This window comes from Priestia sp. SIMBA_032 (assembly GCF_046535215.1).
Classification (GTDB): Bacteria; Bacillota; Bacilli; order Bacillales; family Bacillaceae_H; genus Priestia; species Priestia aryabhattai.
This window is the reverse complement of record NZ_JAWRXD010000002.1, coordinates 239997-257302: the sequence shown is the minus strand read 5'-3', so window position 1 is coordinate 257302 and position 17306 is coordinate 239997. Positions and strand designations below refer to the sequence as shown.

The window sequence follows — 17306 nt, the reverse complement described above, 5'->3', positions numbered from 1 at the left end:
CGCCCCCTAATTTAAGCTCTATTTACTCTGAGCTTACTATTAGGATTAAAAGACGAGCCGTTTCTTATTCGATGAAGTGTTTATAAACTCTTTACATGTCATGTAGGTTTTGTAAGTGCTGGTAAATCACTCGATAAAAATGTGTACGCTGTGACCATTCTTCGACTGATTGCTGCATTAACCTTTGACGGTTTGCCCATGATAAAGCAGAGGCGTTGATATTCCAGTTTCTCATCAGCATCGATGGAAATAGTAAAGAAGCAAGAAAAAAACGCTGCTTGCTTAATTCTTTTATTTTTGAGTGTTGAAGTAGTTCTTTCATCGACCACTGGACGTAAGGCAAAAAGCGCTGGGCCAGCTGAACATAGTCATAAAGAGCAGGAGCTTTAGCCGATAAGTCAAAATCAATCATAACAATGCCCAAGTGGTTTGTTTTCAAGAAATTATGTGAAGCAACGTCACCGTGAATAATGGAACAGTTCAGCCCACTATCTTTGAAACGCTCCATTAAGACTAAAGCTTTTTCTCCCCAAGTCACAATGTCTTTATATACATGAAATTGATTAAATTCCCTAAATATATGTGATGCTTCTCGAAAAGAGGAAAGACGCTTTTTCCATTTTAAAATAAGATCATATTCAGAAAGCTTTGTATACGCGGCTAGTTTCTTTTTATGAACTTCTCCATGATAGCGGCTCAATGCTTGTAATACTTCTTCCCGATCCTGAAAACTTTCATACGTTACCTCTTTCATTTGCTTAACAAAAGGCATCATCGCCCAGTACAAATGACGGTCCTTTATATAAAGTTCACCTTCTGGGTAAGCTTCGAAATTAACAGCATACCCTTGTTGAATTCGAGATAAAAAATGATAAACATGTTCAATTTTACCTTTGTCCCTGTAGGCTTTTATTACTTTTTTTCCTTTATTCGTATCCGCTATGATGACATGAGGCTTTTTCATACGATAGGTCTCAACGTGAATATCTCTTTTTTTCAAATAGAGAAAGAGACGATTTAAATTAAAATCGTCTCGTGTATAATAATCAATCTTCATCTTCGTCGTACTCATCGTATTCTGGAATACTAAATGCATTTGGATCAAACGCAGGATACGAAGGTACACCAATCATGCCATATGGGGCTGGATAGGGTGCCCTTGGGTCCTGAAAGCCATAAGGTACCTGCTGTTGGTACTGTGGATAAGGCTGCTGTGGTGCATAGTCTTCAGGTCTTGGTTCACCGCAGCCGCAGTCTCCTTGCTGCTGTGGCGCATATTGCTGCCCATAATGGTAAGGTGCGTTTCCAAAACCATCGGAAGAACTTTCATAATGGCCACCTGTCATAGCTCCTTGCACTTGTGGATACATCGGTGCTTGATGATAGGCCGGATAAACAGGCTGCTGATATCCCCATGGAGGCGGACAAGGAGAACATTGCACCGGTCCATAGCAGCTGTGTGGCATCATTGGATACATTGGCATCGGTGCCATATGAGCGCCCATTGCATGTTCTTCAAAAGACTCGTTTTCATAACCGTGATGATACATTGGAGCCTGTTGATACATTGGCATTGGATATGGCTGCGGTGCATACATTGGCGGAGGACACGGCATGTAATTAAACCCGCAGCCTGGCATTACAGGCGATATCGGCATGATTGGGTAACATGGCATTTGAGGAGGCATTTCTATACTCTCCATCTCAGGACTTTCTGGCGATTCATGCTTAGGTAGTTCTTTTGGCACTTCTTTTTTTGGAGCCTGCATCGCCATATTAACGGTGTAATAATTGTTAATATCAATCTCAGGTGCAATTGGCTTTAATTTAGGAAGCTTTGGCGCAACTGGCATTTCTTTTTTAGGCTGAACAATTGGTGCTTCTTTTTTAGGCTGGGCGACCGGCGCTTCTTTCTTTGGCTGCGCAATCGGCGCTTCCTTTTTCGGTTGAGCAATCGGTGCTTCTTTTTTAGGCTGGGCAATTGGTGCTTCTTTTATCGGTTGCATAAACGGTGTCTGAGCAGGCTGATTAGCTGACTTTTTCTCCTCTGGACTTTCATCAATTTCCGTTACTGGATAAGCTTTTGTGGATTGGTCACTATAAGGATGTTGAACTTTAGGCATTTCTTTTATCCCAGGTGAAGGAGCTCCTTCTTTTTGAACAGGCACTCCGCTTGTCGGCACTTTAATTTTCATTCCAGGCATGATCATGTCTGGATTGCTTAATTGAGAATTCGCTTTTTTTAACTCTTCAAAATTAACCCCATACTTTTCAGCGATTTTCCAAAGGGTATCCCCTTTTTGAACGATATGGATTTTCAACGTCATTCCCCTCCCGAGTAGAGTCTCTGCCATCTATATGTGCAAAATCAAAGTAAGTTCTGTTTGTTCATCACAAGATATGCCTTGAACCATTTTTTTATTCATTTTGCCCACAGTTTGGTTCAAGTTTTTATGATAAAGAAAAAAAGACTTATCAACACAAACAATATGTCAATAAGTCTTCTTTTAGACCTTCTTTGTTTAATTGTCTTAAAAATCTTTATGCTCGTTCTAACATATTTGTTAGGGCTTTGATAGCACCTTCTGCCGTATGTTTATCCACCTTGATTTGATTTACTTCTTTTCCTTCTTCGATGCTTTCTAAAGCCCACAGCAAGTGAGGCAAATCAATTCGGTTCATCGTCAAACAAGGACACATATAGGGATTAAGCGAAACAATTTCTTTATCCGGATGACTGTTGATAATCCGTTTTACTAAGTTCATTTCCGTGCCAATGGCCCATTTAGAGCCTGAAGGAGCTTTTTCAATTGCATCAATAATATATTTTGTAGAACCTGCATAATCTGATTTTTGCACCACTTCATGGGAACACTCCGGATGAACAATAATATTCATCTCGGGCTGCTTCTCGCGTAAATAATCAATATTTTTAACCGTGAAATTTTCGTGCACAGAACAGTGACCTTTCCATAGAATCACCTTGATGTTGTTTATATCGCCTTCATATTCAAGTATTTCTTCAATAGGATTCCAAATAGCCATTTCATCTAGGCCAACGCCTAAATCATAAGCTGTGTTTCTGCCCAAATGCTGATCTGGTAAAAAGAGAATGCGCTCTTTTTTAGAAAATGCCCACTCCACCATATTTTTTGCATTTGAAGATGTTACTGTTGCACCATCATGTTCGCCTACAAAAGATTTAATTGCAGCTGTAGAATTCACATACGTAAGCGGAATAATCGTATCTCCGAAAAGATCCTGTAAGACAGGCCATGCCTTTTCTGTTTGCTGAATAGTAGCCATATCAGCCATTGAACAGCCAGCGCGCATATCGGGTAAAATGACTTTTTGATTTTCAGCTGTTAAAATATCAGCTGTTTCTGCCATGAAGTGAACGCCGCAAAACACAATATGCTCAGCTTCTCTATTTTCAGCTGCTATTTGAGCCAGCTGTAAGGAGTCTCCTACCGCATCTGCAAACTCGTACACTTCGTCTTTTTGATAATGGTGGCCGAGCAGAAACAATTTGCTTCCGAGCTTTTTCTTGATTTCTAGTACTCTTTTTTTCATTTCATTTTCTGTGAGCTCCGTATATTTAGCGGGCAGCGTTTGCTGCTGAAGCGTTTGTAATAAACTCATCATTTTCTGTTCCCCTTTCTGTTAATAAGTCCAAGCTGATATCGATAGACCCTGCTGAATGCGTTAAAGCTCCCAGTGAAATATAGTCCACTCCACTGTCTCTAAAAGAAGAGAGCGTGCCAAGCGTAATTCCACCGGATGCTTCTGTGACAACATGAGCCGGAACCAGCGGTATCCAATCTTTAATGACTTCTGGAGAACAGTTATCGAACATAATGACATCTGCTCCTGCCTCTATTGCTTCTAGCAATTGACTTTTATTTTCAATTTCTACTTCCACCTTAACCATATGTCCAAGCTGCTCTCTTACTCTCACAACAGCGTCTAGAATAGATCCTGCATGTGCAATATGGTTATCTTTTAACATAACGCCATCGTACAATCCGAAACGATGATTATAACCTCCTCCAGCACGAACGGCATACTTCTCTAACATTCGCAGACCAGGCGTTGTTTTTCGCGTGTCACATATGCGCGTATGTGAGCTGCCAAGCAGCGCTACGGCTTTGTGCGTCATCGTGGCAATGCCACTCATTCTTTGAAGTAAGTTTAAAATTACCCGTTCACCGGTCAAGATAGATCGCACGGATCCTGAAACGGTAGCTATTTTATCTCCAGGCTTAAGAACATCTCCATCTTTTTTTTCCAAATTCACTTTCACATTAGGGTCTATTAAATGAAATCCTTCTTTAATCAATTCCACTCCTGCGATAATGCCTGATTGCTTTGCTGTGAACACAGCCTTCCCTTGGTCAGACGGAGAAAAAATAGCTTCACAGGTTATATCTCCATCTCCAATGTCTTCTATAAAAAAAGACTGCAATAGTGTTTGTAATTTCAACGTGTTCATTGTGCTACCTCACCTTTCTTTTTAGATTTCCTTGCTTATAAAATCAATGATTGTTTTGTTGAAGCAGCAGACTGCTTAATAATTCGCCTATGCTCCCATTCTTGGTTTTCATGCGGAAAGTCACTTCGGTAATGACCTCCTCTACTTTCTTTTCTTGCAAGAGAGGACTCGGCAATAAGCAGACCTGCAGTTAGCATATTGCAGATGGTTGCAGCTTCCCTCGAATATATAACTTCTTGATCAAGACGTATTCCATCCAAATAATTTGTGAATTCATGCACAATAGTAGCCAATTCGTTTTCATGACGAATGATTCCTACACAATCCATCATTTTGTGCTGAATTTGTCTTGTGGCAGGCAGCATTTTAGGCATGCCTTTATAAACGTAACGAACGGGAGTATAACGAGATGCCGTTCTCGCTTTATGTAAAATATGACGCCCTGTCCGTTTTCCGAATACAAGACACTCTAACAATGAATTGCTTGCTAGACGATTTGCTCCATGAACACCTGTAGAAGAAACTTCCCCCACGGCATACAATCCTTCAACACTTGTTTGTCCGTAAGCATCTACTTCAATTCCACCCATTAAAAAATGTGCACCGGGAGTAACAGGTATTCGTTTTTTGTCCAGTTGAATTTTATACTTTCGACACAGTGCCGTAATTGTAGGAAATTTTTGTTGGAAATGAGCCACTTTTTCAATGTCTAAAAATACGGATCTTCCTTTTTTCATTTCATTAAAAATCGTCCTTGCTACAACATCTCGCGGTGCTAAATCCTTAAAGCGATGAACGCCTTCCATTATGCGTTCATTCCATTCATTTACCAGTACGCCACCTTCACCTCGAACCGCTTCGGATATTAGACCTTTCGCTTCCTTTTGATACAAAAGCGTCGGATGAAACTGAACAAATTCTAAGTCCGCTAATTTTGCTCCAGCCCTGTACGCAAGCGCTAGCCCATCTCCTGTCGCGAGCGGCTGGTTAGATGTATGCTTGTACAAAGCGCCGATTCCTCCGGTAGCAATAATGGTTTGGCGAGCATGATATATAGTAATTTTGTTGTTTTCGCCTTGTCCGATAGCGCCTCTGCACGTGCCATCTACAGTTACTAAATGCTGAATCATTTCGTTTTCAATCACTGTAATATATGACAGTACTTCTTTTTTCAAAAAAGCGAACAGCGCTTGTCCTGTTGCATCCCCACCTGCATGCAGAATACGATTGACACGATGGGCTCCTTCTTTTCCAAAATGCAGCGTACCATCTGGGTTTTTATCAAACTTCATTCCTTTATGAATCAATTCATTTACTACAGCCGCACCTTCTTCCACTAAAGTGCGTACCGCTTGTTCATTGCAATGCTTATTGCCCGCAACCAACGTATCATAGAGATGTTCACTCCAGTGATCGCTACTTCCAATAGCAGCTGCTACTCCGCCTTGAGCAAGAACTGAGTTATTGCGGTCAAGTTTCCCTTTCGTTACCATGACAACTCTGTTATGACGACACAGTTCATAAGCTGCAGAAAACGCTGCTAATCCGCTCCCAATAATTAAAACATCCGTCTCTAACATTTTACACCTCTTTATTTACATGTGTCTTGACACCTATATTTACATATTATTAAATGAAAGACAAGAAGTTTTTTTATCGGAGGGAGAAAATGATTTATCTGGACTATGCGGCAACAACGCCAATGAGACAAGAAGCAATTGAAGTATATACTGAAGCGGCAACAAGCTATTATGGAAACTCCAGCAGCCTTCACACACTTGGAACACAAGCAGAGAATCTGCTTACGCTATGCAGAAAAAAATTAAGCCTGTTAGTAAATTGCCGAGAGGATGATCTTTTTTTTACAAGCGGAGGAACAGAAGCTAATTACTTAGCTATTCACTCTCTTTTAAAAGGAAACACTAGCGAACGAAAACATTTAGTTACAACGAAGCTTGAGCATTCTTCAGTTCTTCATACGCTGCAGCAGCTTGAAAAAGAAGGCTTTTCTCTATCTTATGTACCTGTAGATCAAAACGGCGTTGTGTCTGTAGACGACTTAAAGAAGACTATTCGACCTGACACTGTGCTAGTAGCCATTCAGCACATCAATCATGAGCTCGGTACAATTCAGCCAGTTGAGGATATTGGCCATTTTTTATCTAAAAAAGAAATTCTCTTTCACTGTGATTGTGTTCAATCTTTCGGTAAGCTTCCTATTGATGTTAAAAAGCTGAAAGCTGATAGCATCTCAGTTTCTAGTCATAAAATTTACGGACCAAAAGGTGTAGGAATGGTATACATGAATTCAAGTTCTTCTTGGAAGCCTATTTATCATAAAGCAACTCATGAAAAAGGCTTTCGCCCTGGGACTGTAAATACAACGGGCATTGCTGCCTTTACTGCAGCAGCTGAATGCGCATATGCAGAAATGAAGACCGCCCGGAGCCATTATGAGCGCTTAAAATCGTATTTACTAGAAAACCTAGATTCTCTTGCTCCTTTTATAGAAGCAGAAGGCCTTGGGAACTCTCATTTTCCTGGAATTATTGGACTGACGTTTTCAAACATACAGGGTCAATATGTTATGTTACAATGTAATCGTCACGGAATTGCTATATCTACAGGAAGTGCCTGTCATGTAAATCAGCAGGGACCATTAGCTTCTTTACTTGCGATTGGCAAATCGACTGCGAATGCTAAGAACTTTGTACGTATTTCATTTAGTCAACATTCAACGTTTAAGCATATTGATCGACTCATATCCGTTTTTCATTTATTACAGCAAGAATTTATGACAGTGTAAAAGGAGGGATGAAAGGTGCCAGGAACTCAAAAGAAAATTCTTGGAGAAGAAAGAAGAGAACTTATTCTACAATGGTTAAAAACGGAGAATAAACCAATGACAGGCAGTGAGCTTTCGAAACGAACGAACGTTAGCCGCCAAGTCATTGTACAAGATATTTCGCTGCTTAAAGCTAAAAATGAGCCCATTATCGCAACAAGCCAAGGATATATTTATATTCAAAATCCATCTCAAACTACCGTGCATCAGCGAATTATTGCCTGTCAGCATACGCCAGAAGATGCTGAAAAGGAGCTTTTTCTGCTTGTTGACCACGGCGTTCTCGTAAAAGATGTAACCGTTGAACACCCTGTGTATGGTGAATTAACGGCTTCCGTCATGATTCAAACCCGAAAAGAAGTAGAAACGTTCATAGAAAAAATTCAAGAAACAAACGCAACTTATTTATCTCAGCTAACAGATGGGATTCACCTTCATACGATTGAAGCAGATACAATTGAAAAACTGAATGCTGCCTGCTTAGCTCTTGAAGCAGAAGGCTATTTAGTTTCGAATGAGTAAAAACGTGTTATAACAAAAAAAATCCCGCTTTAAAGCGGGATTTCTGTTTTAAGCAGTGTATGAGGATAGCTTCCTAAAAGCTCTACGCTACAGCCTAGTGCCTCAAGTTCAGCCATAGCCCCAGGGATTAATACTTCATCCATTTTTTGTTCAATGTCAACGATAAAGAAATAGTTTCCAAGCCCTGTTTTCATAGGACGGGATTCAATTTTAGACAGATTTAGCTTACGCCAGGAGAAGGCTGAAAGCACTTGATGAAGCGCTCCTGCCTGATCAGATGGAAGTGTAATCATTAACGTTGTCTTGCACCCGTTTCCAGCTAAAAATGGCACCTCTTGCGCTCCATCTTTATGCAAAATAACAAATCTTGTTGTATTATGATCATAATCATGAATGTTCGGGCAGGCAATATGTAATCCATATTCATGGGCTGCTAACCCATTCGCAATAGCTCCAATATTAAGCTCAGGGTGTTCGCTTACATACTTCGCAGCAAACGCCGTTGATGTCATCTCTTCTACTGCAGTTGACGTACATTCTCCATGTAAAAGTTTATGACACTGCGCAATTGCATGAGGATGAGAATAAATCGTTTTAATGTTTTTCCACTGTTCTGCACGAGATGGATGAACCATTAAATGCTGACGAATTGGAAGCACAATTTCTCCAACAATCGGCAGACGACGTTCATGAATAAGATAATCAAGTGTTAAATTTACAGATCCTTCAAGTGCATTTTCTAACGGTACAATTCCATACTCAATTTCTCCGTTATCCACTGCATCAATGCATGCTGGAATTGTTTTGTATGGAACATGGTCGTGCTGTTTAAATACGCCTTGGACGGCTACATGTGTAAATGTTGCCTTTGGTCCTAAATATCCTACTTTCCCCACAATCATGACTCTCCTTATCTATATCTGTTTGCCATTATGCCCCTGAACCAAGCACGTCCACTTTATCTACAAACTCTAAGCTTTTCAGTCTTCGCAGCATTTCATTTAATTCAACATTCATGCTTGCTGTATCTAATGAAAGAGTTACGTTGGCACGCCCTTGTAAAGGGATGGTTTGGTGAATCGTTAACACATTGCATCCCGATGATGCAACGGTGCTCAATAAATGTGATAAAGTTCCTGATCGATCTTCAATATGAAAAAATAGTGAAATAATGCGCTGTTTGACAACCGTCTGAAACGGAAAGACCGTGTCGCGGTACTTATAAAAAGCACTGCGACTCAAGTCTACGGCTTGTACAGCATCTGCTACCGATTCAGCTTTTCCCCGTTCAATTAACAGCTTCGCATCCAATGTTTTTTTCATCGCTTCTGGTAATACATCTTCGCGAACTAAATAAAACTGCTTATCGCTCTTATGCAAGTAAAGCCCCTCCCCTTATCCTATGAACAACAATTAGTCAATAAATTCAAATTCATATTCAAACAGCTTTACAATATCGCCATCTTTTGCTCCTCGTTCACGAAGGGCTTCATCGACGCCCATGCCTCGAAGCTGACGCGCAAATCGACGAACTGATTCTTCACGTGAGAAGTCAGTCATCTTGAATAATTTTTCGATTTTTTCACCGCTTAATACGTATGAGCCATCGCTATCACGCGTAATAACAAATTCCACTTCTTTCTTTTCATGCTTATACAGTACGCGGTGCATAGATAGATCTTCCTCTTCTTGCATTGGGAATTCCGGCGTAGTTTCTACAAGATCAGCTACTGTAAATAACAGTTCGCGGATTCCATTACGCGTTGCTGCAGAAATTGGAAAAACTTTCACTTCGTCTCCTACTTTTTCTTTGAATGCAGCTAGATTCTCTTCAGCTTGCGGGATATCCATTTTATTTGCTACCACTACTTGCGGACGTTCGGTTAAACGCATATTATATTGACGCAGCTCTTCATTAATAGTTAAGTAATCTTCATATGGATCACGGCCTTCTAAACCTGACATATCAATTACATGGACAATAACGCGGGTACGTTCAATGTGACGTAAAAACTGATGACCTAATCCTACACCTTCATGTGCACCTTCGATTAGCCCTGGTAAATCTGCCATCACAAAACTGCGATTATCTTCTGTTTCAACTACTCCTAAATTCGGATTAATTGTTGTAAAATGATATTCAGCAATTTTTGGCTTTGCAGCAGACGTTACGGATAATAACGTTGACTTTCCAACACTTGGAAAACCAACTAATCCTACATCAGCTAATACTTTTAATTCAAGAATTACATTTCTCTCTTTACCTGGCTCTCCATTTTCTGAAAGCTCCGGTGCTGGATTTGCAGGTGTAGCAAAACGCGTATTCCCACGCCCTCCGCGTCCACCTTTAGCAATCACTGCGCGCTGGCCGTGCTCAACTAAATCAGCAATTGTTTCGTTCGTATCTTCATCTAACACAACCGTACCTGGTGGAACTTTTACAACCATCGGCTCAGCGTTACGTCCGTGCTGTCCTTTTGACATTCCATGTTCACCGCGGCTTGCTTTAAAGTGACGCTTATAGCGGAAATCCATCAGCGTACGTAATCCTTCTTCTACTTCAAAGATGACATCTGCACCGTGACCACCGTCACCACCTGCAGGACCTCCTTTTGGTACGTACTTTTCGCGACGAAAAGCAACCATTCCATTTCCTCCGTCGCCACCTTTTACATATACCTTGACCTGATCTACAAACATTTCTTTTTCACTCCGTTCTATATCTTAGCTCCTGCAATAGCAAAAGCGCTGTTAACTTATTGTGAGCATAAGGCTAAATTCATCTTCAGACATATGCTGTTCAACCAATGCAACTCCTTGAGCGCACTCATAACATTGTAGCTTGTTTTGTAGCTTCTGTATATCTGTTAGTATTCCACTAAAGTCAAAAAAGAAACGAATTCCCTGTTCTTCAATGCATACTGAAATACTCAAATAGTTTTCTGCATGATAATCAACATATTTTTCAAGTGCTTCTGTCAAATAGCAACACCAGTTGTATACGAACTCATCGTATTGTGATAAATCCTTCAATTCTCCGAGCACTTCCACATCTAAGCGAACAGCATGATTATTCCAATGATAGGTCATAACAAAGCTCGCAAACAGTCGCATATTGATGTTTGTTAACTTGGATTCATGTTTGGATTCATTTACAATTTCTTCAATGATTTCATTCGCTCGATCAAGCCGATTCAACGCTAGATTGCCTTTGATTAATTGCAGCTTATTTAACCAATCATGCCGCGCGTATCTTAATACCTCTACGACATCCCATTCTTTTTCCATCTTAGCACTCCTAACTTTGACTCGAGCATAAGTATTTCACAACGCTGACAAACATCTCGTATCAATCTTCTTAGATATGTTCGATTATAACAAATTCCAATGGGTAATAGGTGAAATATTCTACAAAAAGAAAACTCTAACCTACTTGGGTTAGAGTTTTCTTTTTGTATCTTATGCTTCTTGAGCAACAGGGTATACAGATACTTTTTTACGGTCACGACCGAAACGTTCAAATTTAACGATACCGTCGATTTGAGCGAATAAAGTATCATCTCCACCACGACCTACGTTTGCACCTGGGTAAATTTTAGTACCGCGTTGACGGTATAAAATTGAACCACCAGATACGAATTGGCCATCAGCACGTTTAGCACCAAGACGTTTCGAGATTGAATCACGACCGTTTTTAGTACTACCTACTCCTTTTTTAGAAGCGAAGAATTGAAGGTCTAATCTTACTAACATGACATCCACCTCCTGTTTAGTTGTCGTTAATTTTTATATAATTACTGTAATCTAATTCGATCGTTTTCAGTGAAACAACCATACCTTCTAATAGCAATTGAATCTGTTCCAATGTGAACGAATCCACATCTTTTGGAATCTCACAACGGAGATAGCCACCATCTCCACCTTGCTCTAAGTGCGGTTCAACCCCACTTATTGAAAAGATAGCATTAATTGTTCCAAATGAAACTGCAGATGCTCCCGCACAAACAAGATCTTTTCCGTGTTCGGAAAAGTCAGCATGTCCACTCATCGTGAACCCGTCAACTTTCTTATTTGCATCACGAGAAATCGTCACCTTAATCATTTGTTATAATTACGCGTTGATAGCGTCGATTACAACTTTTGTGTAAGGTTGACGGTGACCTTGCTTACGACGATAGTTTTTCTTTGCTTTGTATTTAAATACAGTGATCTTTTTAGCGCGACCTTGTTTTTCAACTTTAGCCGTAACTGTTGCACCTTCTACGAAAGGAACACCAACTTTAACGCTGTCGCCACCTACAAATAATACTTTGTCAAAAGTAACTGTTTCGCCTTGTTCACCAGCAAGTTTTTCAACGTAGATTGCTTGACCAGCCTCTACTTTAATTTGCTTACCACCAGTTTCAATAATTGCGTACATTCTCTGCACCTCCTCTAAAAACTAAGACTCGCCATCACAGGTGTTCAAGTGAACTTAAAACCTGTTCTGAGCGGTTGTAGCACGGGTGCTACAAACCAACATATTAAATCTTACTACAAATCAAAGGTTAGTGTCAATTGGAATTCATGTTTTCTTCTAAAAATTTATATAGAAGCAGAGACCCTTTTTTGAATCTGCTCATTCGACCCCAATTGACGCAAAATAAATGCGTTTGTGTAATCATCGCTCGGCGTAAGATATACGGTTTTTTTAACCATTTTCTCTAAAGCTTTGAGAAATCCTTGAGCTTTCATTTCATTTATCACATCACTTCGCGTCTCAATCCAAATAGCCTCCTCTTCCGCGCCGCGATGTTCCCAAATTACACGTTCAATTTGAAAAGCAGCCGTTTTGGAATCAATCATTTTACCGGTTCCTTCACATACTTCACAAGGCATAGTTAATGTTGACCCAATACTATTGCGCACTTTCTTTCGCGTTAATTGCAATATGCCGAGCTCTGTAAAGCCCACTACATTTGTCCGCACTTCATCTTGTTCACATAGCTTTTTCATGTACCTTTCTACTTCTGTACGATCTTCTTTATGAGACATATTTATAAAATCAATTAAGATCATGCCACCTAAGTGACGTAATTGCATCTGTTTGGACAGTTCATACGCAGCTTCCATATTTGTTTGAAGCATTGTCTTTCGAATATTATCTTTTCCGGAAAACTTCCCCGTGTTCACGTCCACGACCGTCATCGCTTCCGTTTCGTCAATCACGATATAACCTCCGCTTTTGAGCCACACGATTCGCTTTAAAAGCTTCTCTATTTGCCGTTCCACATCATAAAAAGAAAAAATATTTTCATTTCCTTTATAGTACTCTATTGACGAGTTAGGATAGGTAGTTTGAAGATGCTGATATAGGTCAAAGTCATCTACTACTATCCCGTCAATTCCTTGTTGAAGTACAGCTTGCACTCTTGTTTCGAGAAAATCTTGTCCTTTGCTGACTAGGGCAGGAGCTTTCATTCCCTGAGTCTGTCGTTCAAGGCGCTCATATCTCTTCTGTAGCTCTTTTATTTTATGTTGGACCGCAGCTTCTGATTTTTCCTCAATCGCTGTTCGAAATAAAAAGCCTTCCATTCCCTGTTTCAACCGCTCACCAAACTGTTTCCACTGTTGGCGCTTTGGCTCATCTATTTTTTTGGATACAGCGACATAGTTTCCGTGCGGTAAATATACAAGCTCATCAGAAGAAAATTCAATAATACCCGTCAGCTTTGGCCCTTTTGTCCCAATGCCTTCTTTTACAACTTGCACCAGTACTTTTTCTCCTTCACGAATAAAAGCAGACATCGGCTGCTGATCCTTGTGAGGATTCTCTGACTGCTGATAGGATACAAGTTCATTTCGATGAATAAATCCGTTCATTGATAAACCGATATCAATAAAGGCTGCTTGCATATGCGGCAGTACTTTTACGACTTTCCCCCAATATATATCACCAATAATTTGATTCTCGCTTTGTTCTTCTAAATATATTTTTTCTAGTGCTTTATCGTTTATCACGGCTATACGTTTTGAAGAAGTAGCCGCGTTAATAATACATGCCTTCACATACATTGCCTCACTTTAATCTAAATTCATAGGAAAAAGTTCGGTCAGTGCAACCGAACTTTTTTCATTCTATTCTATGTTACTAGAAATCAGTAAACTGTTACAAGTTCATCTAGTGGGCTATTTGTTCTTTTTTCTACAAAGTAAGCGTGTAAAAGTTCATTTTCATCAATTTGTACATGCTCGCCTGTTTGAGATGTAGCAATAATCATATGCTTACAACCTCTTTGGAATTTTTGCAGGACTTGATGGAGCGTTTCACTGGTTGAGACACTTAGCGTTTTTAAAGCTCCAATTGGATGCTCTTTTCCATGATACCTCTCCAACAAAAAGCGCATGTAGACAAATTGCCTGCTCTTCCATTCCAAATATCCGGATATAATTAAAAATGAAATAACAATCCATAAGTGCAGCTGAAAAGGATGCATAATGACGGCGTAGATAATACCGATAGCTAAAAAAAACGTTGATAACTTGAGCGCAAGCTTATGCGCTTCTAAAAATGGTAAAGAACGACTGCACATTAAAAAAAGCAGCTTCCCTCCGTCCAATGGCCAAATGGGTAAAAGGTTAAACAGTAAAATGACCGTGCATTGAAACATAAATTGCTCATACGTTTCCAAAGACAACACATTTATTTTCATTAATAAGAAAGCAGCTCCAAACATCCAAAGATGCTGAAGAGGTCCACTTATTGTCACAATAAACTCTTCTCGAAATGGACGATTACCATGTTCATCTACTTCTGCTACTCCCCCAAAAGGTAAGAGCATAATTCTGCGAATCCGCCAAGAAAAACACTGAGCCGCTACGGCGTGGCCCAGTTCATGAATAATTACAATAATAAATAGCAAAAAAAGCTGCTTTACCGTAGCCGTTAAGATACCAATTACGAAAATCCCCCAAAACAATGGATGAATGTGAATTTTCATCAATAACGAAAAAGCACTATTCAAATTGAATCACCTGACTAGGATCAACAAACTTATCGCCTTTTTTAATAGCAAAATAGAATGTTCCAGCATCGCCTTTTTTACTGTTTTCCACAATTCCTACTTCTTTGCCTTTATTCACAAAATCATACATACTAACATTGATTTTTTTGAGCTGTCCATACCAAGTTTCGGTTCCATCGGCATGTTGAATAATAACGGTATTCCCAGTATCATCACGTTTTCCTACATACCTTACGATACCTTGACTCATTGCTTCTACAACCGAATCCACTCCTGTTTGAACCGTCACGCCTTGCTTACTTTGAGCAAATGTTTCCGTTACTTTCCCGGAAGCTGGAGTAGCATATTCTCCGCTTACACTTTGCTCCGTTTTGCTAGACTCTTTATTCGGCAATAGCGTTAACGGCTTCCCAAACTTATCTTCGTACCAGGAGGAAACAGCTGCAAACTGAAATTCTTTATCCATTGTTTGTTGAACCACTACTCTGGGCTGTTCAAAAGCAGGAGAAGCGTTCTTGAACATAATCCCTACAATTAACACTAAGCAGGCTGAAGCTAAAATTTTAAATAAAAAGCGTTCTTTTCGAAATAACGGGTGATATTCCTTTGCTGATGGGGTGTATTCAACTGCAGAATAATCCATCGATCCATATTTTTCTTCTTCACTCATTAAGGACGTATGAAGAGGTTCTTGAGGAAGACGCTTCGTTGTATTTAATTGTTTTCGCTTACGCTCAGCAATTCGCTTACGGATTTCATCAGCACGTCGATTCATGATTCATCATTCTCCTTGTTCTTATCGTATAATCAACTATATGACTTGTCCGTGGAGCTTATGACAGCTTGACTCCACAAAATCAAACAAATAAAAAAAGCTTCCTCTATCGGAAGCTTTTTAAGAACGAACACCAAAGAATCGTTTAATACGTGCAAACATTCCCTTATCTTCTTCATCTAACGATTGAAGAGGAACCGTTTCACCTAGAATACGTCTTGCAATATTACGATATGCAATTGATGCTTTGCTTGATGGATCCATGACAATTGGTTCACCGTTGTTAGAAGCACGAATAACATTTTCATCGTCAGCAACGATTCCAATTAAATCGACAGCCAGAAGCTGAGAAATTTCTTCCACGTCCAGCATGTCTCCATTTTTCATCATATGACTACGGATTCGGTTAATAACCAGTTTTGGAGACTCGATATCCTCTTGCTCCAATAATCCAATAATACGGTCAGCATCACGAACAGCTGAAACTTCCGGTGTTGTCACAACGAGTGCCTTATCAGCGCCAGCTACGGCGTTCTTATAGCCTTGTTCAATACCAGCTGGGCAATCAATAACCACATAGTCATAGTCTTGCTTTAACTGAAGAACTAACTCTCGCATTTGTTCTGGTTGAACAGCTGTTTTGTCACTCGTTTGAGCAGCAGGAAGTAAGTACAAACATTCAAAACGCTTGTCCTTAATCAAGGCTTTTTGCGGTTGGCATCGACCTTCTACCACGTCTACAAGATCATAAATAATACGATTTTCAAGCCCCATTACAACATCCAAGTTGCGTAAGCCGATATCAGTGTCTACTAGACACACGCGCTTTCCAGCTAATGCTAGAGCAGTACCTAAATTGGCTGATGTCGTTGTTTTTCCAACTCCACCTTTACCAGACGTAACAACAATAGCCTCTCCCACTGTCAAATTCTCCTTTCTACCCTGGTCAAATTCGGTCTTAGATGCGGTAAAGTTTGCACGCGATCTATCACCATTTGATCATTATCATCTAAGTATGCACATTCCATTATATTCTCTTCCTTCTCACTGCGCTCTTCTTCTGATCGGGTAATGATATCAGCAATGCGCAGCTGTGAAGGTTTCATTAACGATGCAGCAATAACGGCGTTTTTATTGCCGCGATATCCTGCATGAGCAATCCCTTTTAAAGCACCTAATACAAATAAATTTCCTCCAGCTACAACGGTTCCTCCGGGATTTACGTCTCCGACTAGAAGCAAATCGCCTTCTACATGGAGAACCTGTCCTGAACGAACTACCTTTGTAACAGATACTAATTCACTTTCTTCTCTTACGCGGACTGCATCTTGCTTTAAAATAACGTTACTATCAACTTGTTTAACTACTAAATACTGATTTTCTTCTATGAGCGCCTTCAATTCGGTTTCCTGCTCTGTAGTTAAATAACGATTTCCGATTTTGACATACACTGTGACGATTTGATCGGCATCGCCATGCTTATTTGTCAAAAGCTTCGTCTTAAGTTCCGTCAAAAGCTCTGCAAATGAACATGTATCATTGAGATGCAACGTTAATCCATCTTTTGTTCCTTTAATTGTCACATTTTGTTGCTTTTGTTTATTCAAGACGCTCACCTCAACGAATATATAATTTCGACAGAGACTTACTCAATTCCTTTTTTTCGTT

The 17306-nt window shown here is 39.9% G+C and carries 19 protein-coding genes and 1 other annotated feature; of the genes, 2 read left to right on the top strand and 17 right to left on the bottom strand.

The features are described from left to right. Nucleotides 1-91: 91 nt before the first annotated feature. The 5 genes from SB717_RS07210 to nadB form a co-directional block, all read right to left on the bottom strand. The gene (locus tag SB717_RS07210; protein WP_234483703.1) at nucleotides 92-1057 is read right to left on the bottom strand and encodes a phosphotransferase; all 966 of its coding nucleotides are present in this window, start codon (nucleotides 1055-1057) and stop codon (nucleotides 92-94) included. Next, nucleotides 1047-2327, bottom strand: coding sequence for a SafA/ExsA family spore coat assembly protein (gene safA / locus SB717_RS07205; protein ID WP_074677632.1), 1281 nt, complete (start codon nucleotides 2325-2327; stop codon nucleotides 1047-1049). The genes SB717_RS07210 and safA overlap by 11 nt, the downstream gene beginning before the upstream one ends. A gap of 214 nt (nucleotides 2328-2541) precedes the next feature. Then, the gene (nadA, locus tag SB717_RS07200; protein ID WP_074677995.1) at nucleotides 2542-3642 is read right to left on the bottom strand and encodes a quinolinate synthase NadA; all 1101 of its coding nucleotides are present in this window, start codon (nucleotides 3640-3642) and stop codon (nucleotides 2542-2544) included. Beyond that, on the bottom strand, nucleotides 3599-4492 hold the full coding sequence (gene nadC, locus SB717_RS07195) for a carboxylating nicotinate-nucleotide diphosphorylase (RefSeq protein WP_074677634.1): 894 nt from the start codon (nucleotides 4490-4492) through the stop codon (nucleotides 3599-3601). The genes nadA and nadC overlap by 44 nt, the downstream gene beginning before the upstream one ends. A gap of 35 nt (nucleotides 4493-4527) precedes the next feature. Then, the gene (gene nadB, locus SB717_RS07190; RefSeq protein ID WP_410903517.1) at nucleotides 4528-6072 is read right to left on the bottom strand and encodes an L-aspartate oxidase; all 1545 of its coding nucleotides are present in this window, start codon (nucleotides 6070-6072) and stop codon (nucleotides 4528-4530) included. Between the two features lie 89 nt (nucleotides 6073-6161). On the opposite strand from nadB, the gene SB717_RS07185 reads away from it, so the two are divergent. Further along, complete coding sequence (locus tag SB717_RS07185) at nucleotides 6162-7298, top strand: IscS subfamily cysteine desulfurase (RefSeq protein ID WP_074677638.1); 1137 nt, start codon at nucleotides 6162-6164, stop codon at nucleotides 7296-7298. A 15-nt stretch (nucleotides 7299-7313) separates the two neighbouring features. Continuing rightward, on the top strand, nucleotides 7314-7859 hold the full coding sequence (locus SB717_RS07180) for a transcription repressor NadR (protein WP_074677641.1): 546 nt from the start codon (nucleotides 7314-7316) through the stop codon (nucleotides 7857-7859). A gap of 29 nt (nucleotides 7860-7888) precedes the next feature. Here SB717_RS07180 and pheA read toward each other — a convergent pair whose 3' ends face one another. The 12 genes from pheA to minC form a co-directional block, all read right to left on the bottom strand. After that, complete coding sequence (gene pheA, locus SB717_RS07175; RefSeq protein WP_410903516.1) at nucleotides 7889-8761, bottom strand: prephenate dehydratase; 873 nt, start codon at nucleotides 8759-8761, stop codon at nucleotides 7889-7891. Between the two features lie 28 nt (nucleotides 8762-8789). Further along, on the bottom strand, nucleotides 8790-9239 hold the full coding sequence (locus tag SB717_RS07170; protein ID WP_013059332.1) for an ACT domain-containing protein: 450 nt from the start codon (nucleotides 9237-9239) through the stop codon (nucleotides 8790-8792). 33 nt (nucleotides 9240-9272) lie between these two features. Further along, nucleotides 9273-10559, bottom strand: coding sequence for a GTPase ObgE (gene obgE, locus SB717_RS07165; RefSeq protein ID WP_013085117.1), 1287 nt, complete (start codon nucleotides 10557-10559; stop codon nucleotides 9273-9275). Between the two features lie 51 nt (nucleotides 10560-10610). Beyond that, nucleotides 10611-11147 (bottom strand): Spo0B C-terminal domain-containing protein, encoded by a 537-nt coding sequence (locus SB717_RS07160; RefSeq protein WP_144645917.1) that lies wholly within the window; start codon nucleotides 11145-11147, stop codon nucleotides 10611-10613. A gap of 171 nt (nucleotides 11148-11318) precedes the next feature. Further along, entirely contained in the window at nucleotides 11319-11612 is a 294-nt protein-coding gene (gene rpmA, locus SB717_RS07155; protein WP_013059335.1) for a 50S ribosomal protein L27, read from the bottom strand. A 16-nt stretch (nucleotides 11613-11628) separates the two neighbouring features. Further along, nucleotides 11629-11961, bottom strand: coding sequence for a ribosomal-processing cysteine protease Prp (locus SB717_RS07150; RefSeq protein ID WP_013059336.1), 333 nt, complete (start codon nucleotides 11959-11961; stop codon nucleotides 11629-11631). Between the two features lie 9 nt (nucleotides 11962-11970). Beyond that, nucleotides 11971-12279, bottom strand: a complete 309-nt coding sequence (rplU, locus tag SB717_RS07145) for a 50S ribosomal protein L21 (RefSeq protein ID WP_013059337.1) — start codon at nucleotides 12277-12279, stop codon at nucleotides 11971-11973. A 14-nt stretch (nucleotides 12280-12293) separates the two neighbouring features. Beyond that, nucleotides 12294-12365 (bottom strand) — a sequence feature (ribosomal protein L21 leader region). A gap of 78 nt (nucleotides 12366-12443) precedes the next feature. Beyond that, the gene (locus SB717_RS07140; protein WP_410903515.1) at nucleotides 12444-13913 is read right to left on the bottom strand and encodes an Rne/Rng family ribonuclease; all 1470 of its coding nucleotides are present in this window, start codon (nucleotides 13911-13913) and stop codon (nucleotides 12444-12446) included. An 83-nt stretch (nucleotides 13914-13996) separates the two neighbouring features. Beyond that, nucleotides 13997-14863 carry a M50 family metallopeptidase gene (locus tag SB717_RS07135; RefSeq protein WP_098622793.1) on the bottom strand — a complete coding sequence of 289 codons (867 nt, stop codon included), beginning with the start codon at nucleotides 14861-14863 and terminating at the stop codon, nucleotides 13997-13999. Then, nucleotides 14856-15638, bottom strand: a complete 783-nt coding sequence (locus SB717_RS07130) for a peptidoglycan DD-metalloendopeptidase family protein (protein WP_410903514.1) — start codon at nucleotides 15636-15638, stop codon at nucleotides 14856-14858. The genes SB717_RS07135 and SB717_RS07130 overlap by 8 nt, the downstream gene beginning before the upstream one ends. A gap of 120 nt (nucleotides 15639-15758) precedes the next feature. Then, the gene (gene minD / locus SB717_RS07125; RefSeq protein WP_013059341.1) at nucleotides 15759-16559 is read right to left on the bottom strand and encodes a septum site-determining protein MinD; all 801 of its coding nucleotides are present in this window, start codon (nucleotides 16557-16559) and stop codon (nucleotides 15759-15761) included. Nucleotides 16560-16561: 2 nt separating this feature from the next. Next, complete coding sequence (gene minC, locus SB717_RS07120; RefSeq protein ID WP_074677653.1) at nucleotides 16562-17245, bottom strand: septum site-determining protein MinC; 684 nt, start codon at nucleotides 17243-17245, stop codon at nucleotides 16562-16564. Nucleotides 17246-17306 lie beyond the last annotated feature (61 nt).

Excerpts from the sequence above, each read along its gene's own strand:
- safA (WP_074677632.1), bottom strand. The coding sequence starts at position 2,327 with ATGACGTTGAAAATCCATATCGTTCAAAAAGGGGATACCCTTTGGAAA.
- SB717_RS07160 (WP_144645917.1), bottom strand. The coding sequence starts at position 11,147 with ATGGAAAAAGAATGGGATGTCGTAGAGGTATTAAGATACGCGCGGCAT.
- rpmA (WP_013059335.1), bottom strand. The coding sequence starts at position 11,612 with ATGTTAGTAAGATTAGACCTTCAATTCTTCGCTTCTAAAAAAGGAGTA.
- rplU (WP_013059337.1), bottom strand. The coding sequence starts at position 12,279 with ATGTACGCAATTATTGAAACTGGTGGTAAGCAAATTAAAGTAGAGGCT.
- SB717_RS07130 (WP_410903514.1), bottom strand. The coding sequence starts at position 15,638 with ATGAATCGACGTGCTGATGAAATCCGTAAGCGAATTGCTGAGCGTAAG.
- pheA (WP_410903516.1), bottom strand. The coding sequence starts at position 8,761 with ATGATTGTGGGGAAAGTAGGATATTTAGGACCAAAGGCAACATTTACA.
- SB717_RS07150 (WP_013059336.1), bottom strand. The coding sequence starts at position 11,961 with ATGATTAAGGTGACGATTTCTCGTGATGCAAATAAGAAAGTTGACGGG.
- SB717_RS07140 (WP_410903515.1), bottom strand. The coding sequence starts at position 13,913 with ATGTATGTGAAGGCATGTATTATTAACGCGGCTACTTCTTCAAAACGT.
- SB717_RS07185 (WP_074677638.1), top strand. The coding sequence starts at position 6,162 with ATGATTTATCTGGACTATGCGGCAACAACGCCAATGAGACAAGAAGCA.
- nadC (WP_074677634.1), bottom strand. The coding sequence starts at position 4,492 with ATGAACACGTTGAAATTACAAACACTATTGCAGTCTTTTTTTATAGAA.
- obgE (WP_013085117.1), bottom strand. The coding sequence starts at position 10,559 with ATGTTTGTAGATCAGGTCAAGGTATATGTAAAAGGTGGCGACGGAGGA.
- nadB (WP_410903517.1), bottom strand. The coding sequence starts at position 6,072 with ATGTTAGAGACGGATGTTTTAATTATTGGGAGCGGATTAGCAGCGTTT.
- nadA (WP_074677995.1), bottom strand. The coding sequence starts at position 3,642 with ATGAGTTTATTACAAACGCTTCAGCAGCAAACGCTGCCCGCTAAATAT.
- SB717_RS07210 (WP_234483703.1), bottom strand. The coding sequence starts at position 1,057 with ATGAAGATTGATTATTATACACGAGACGATTTTAATTTAAATCGTCTC.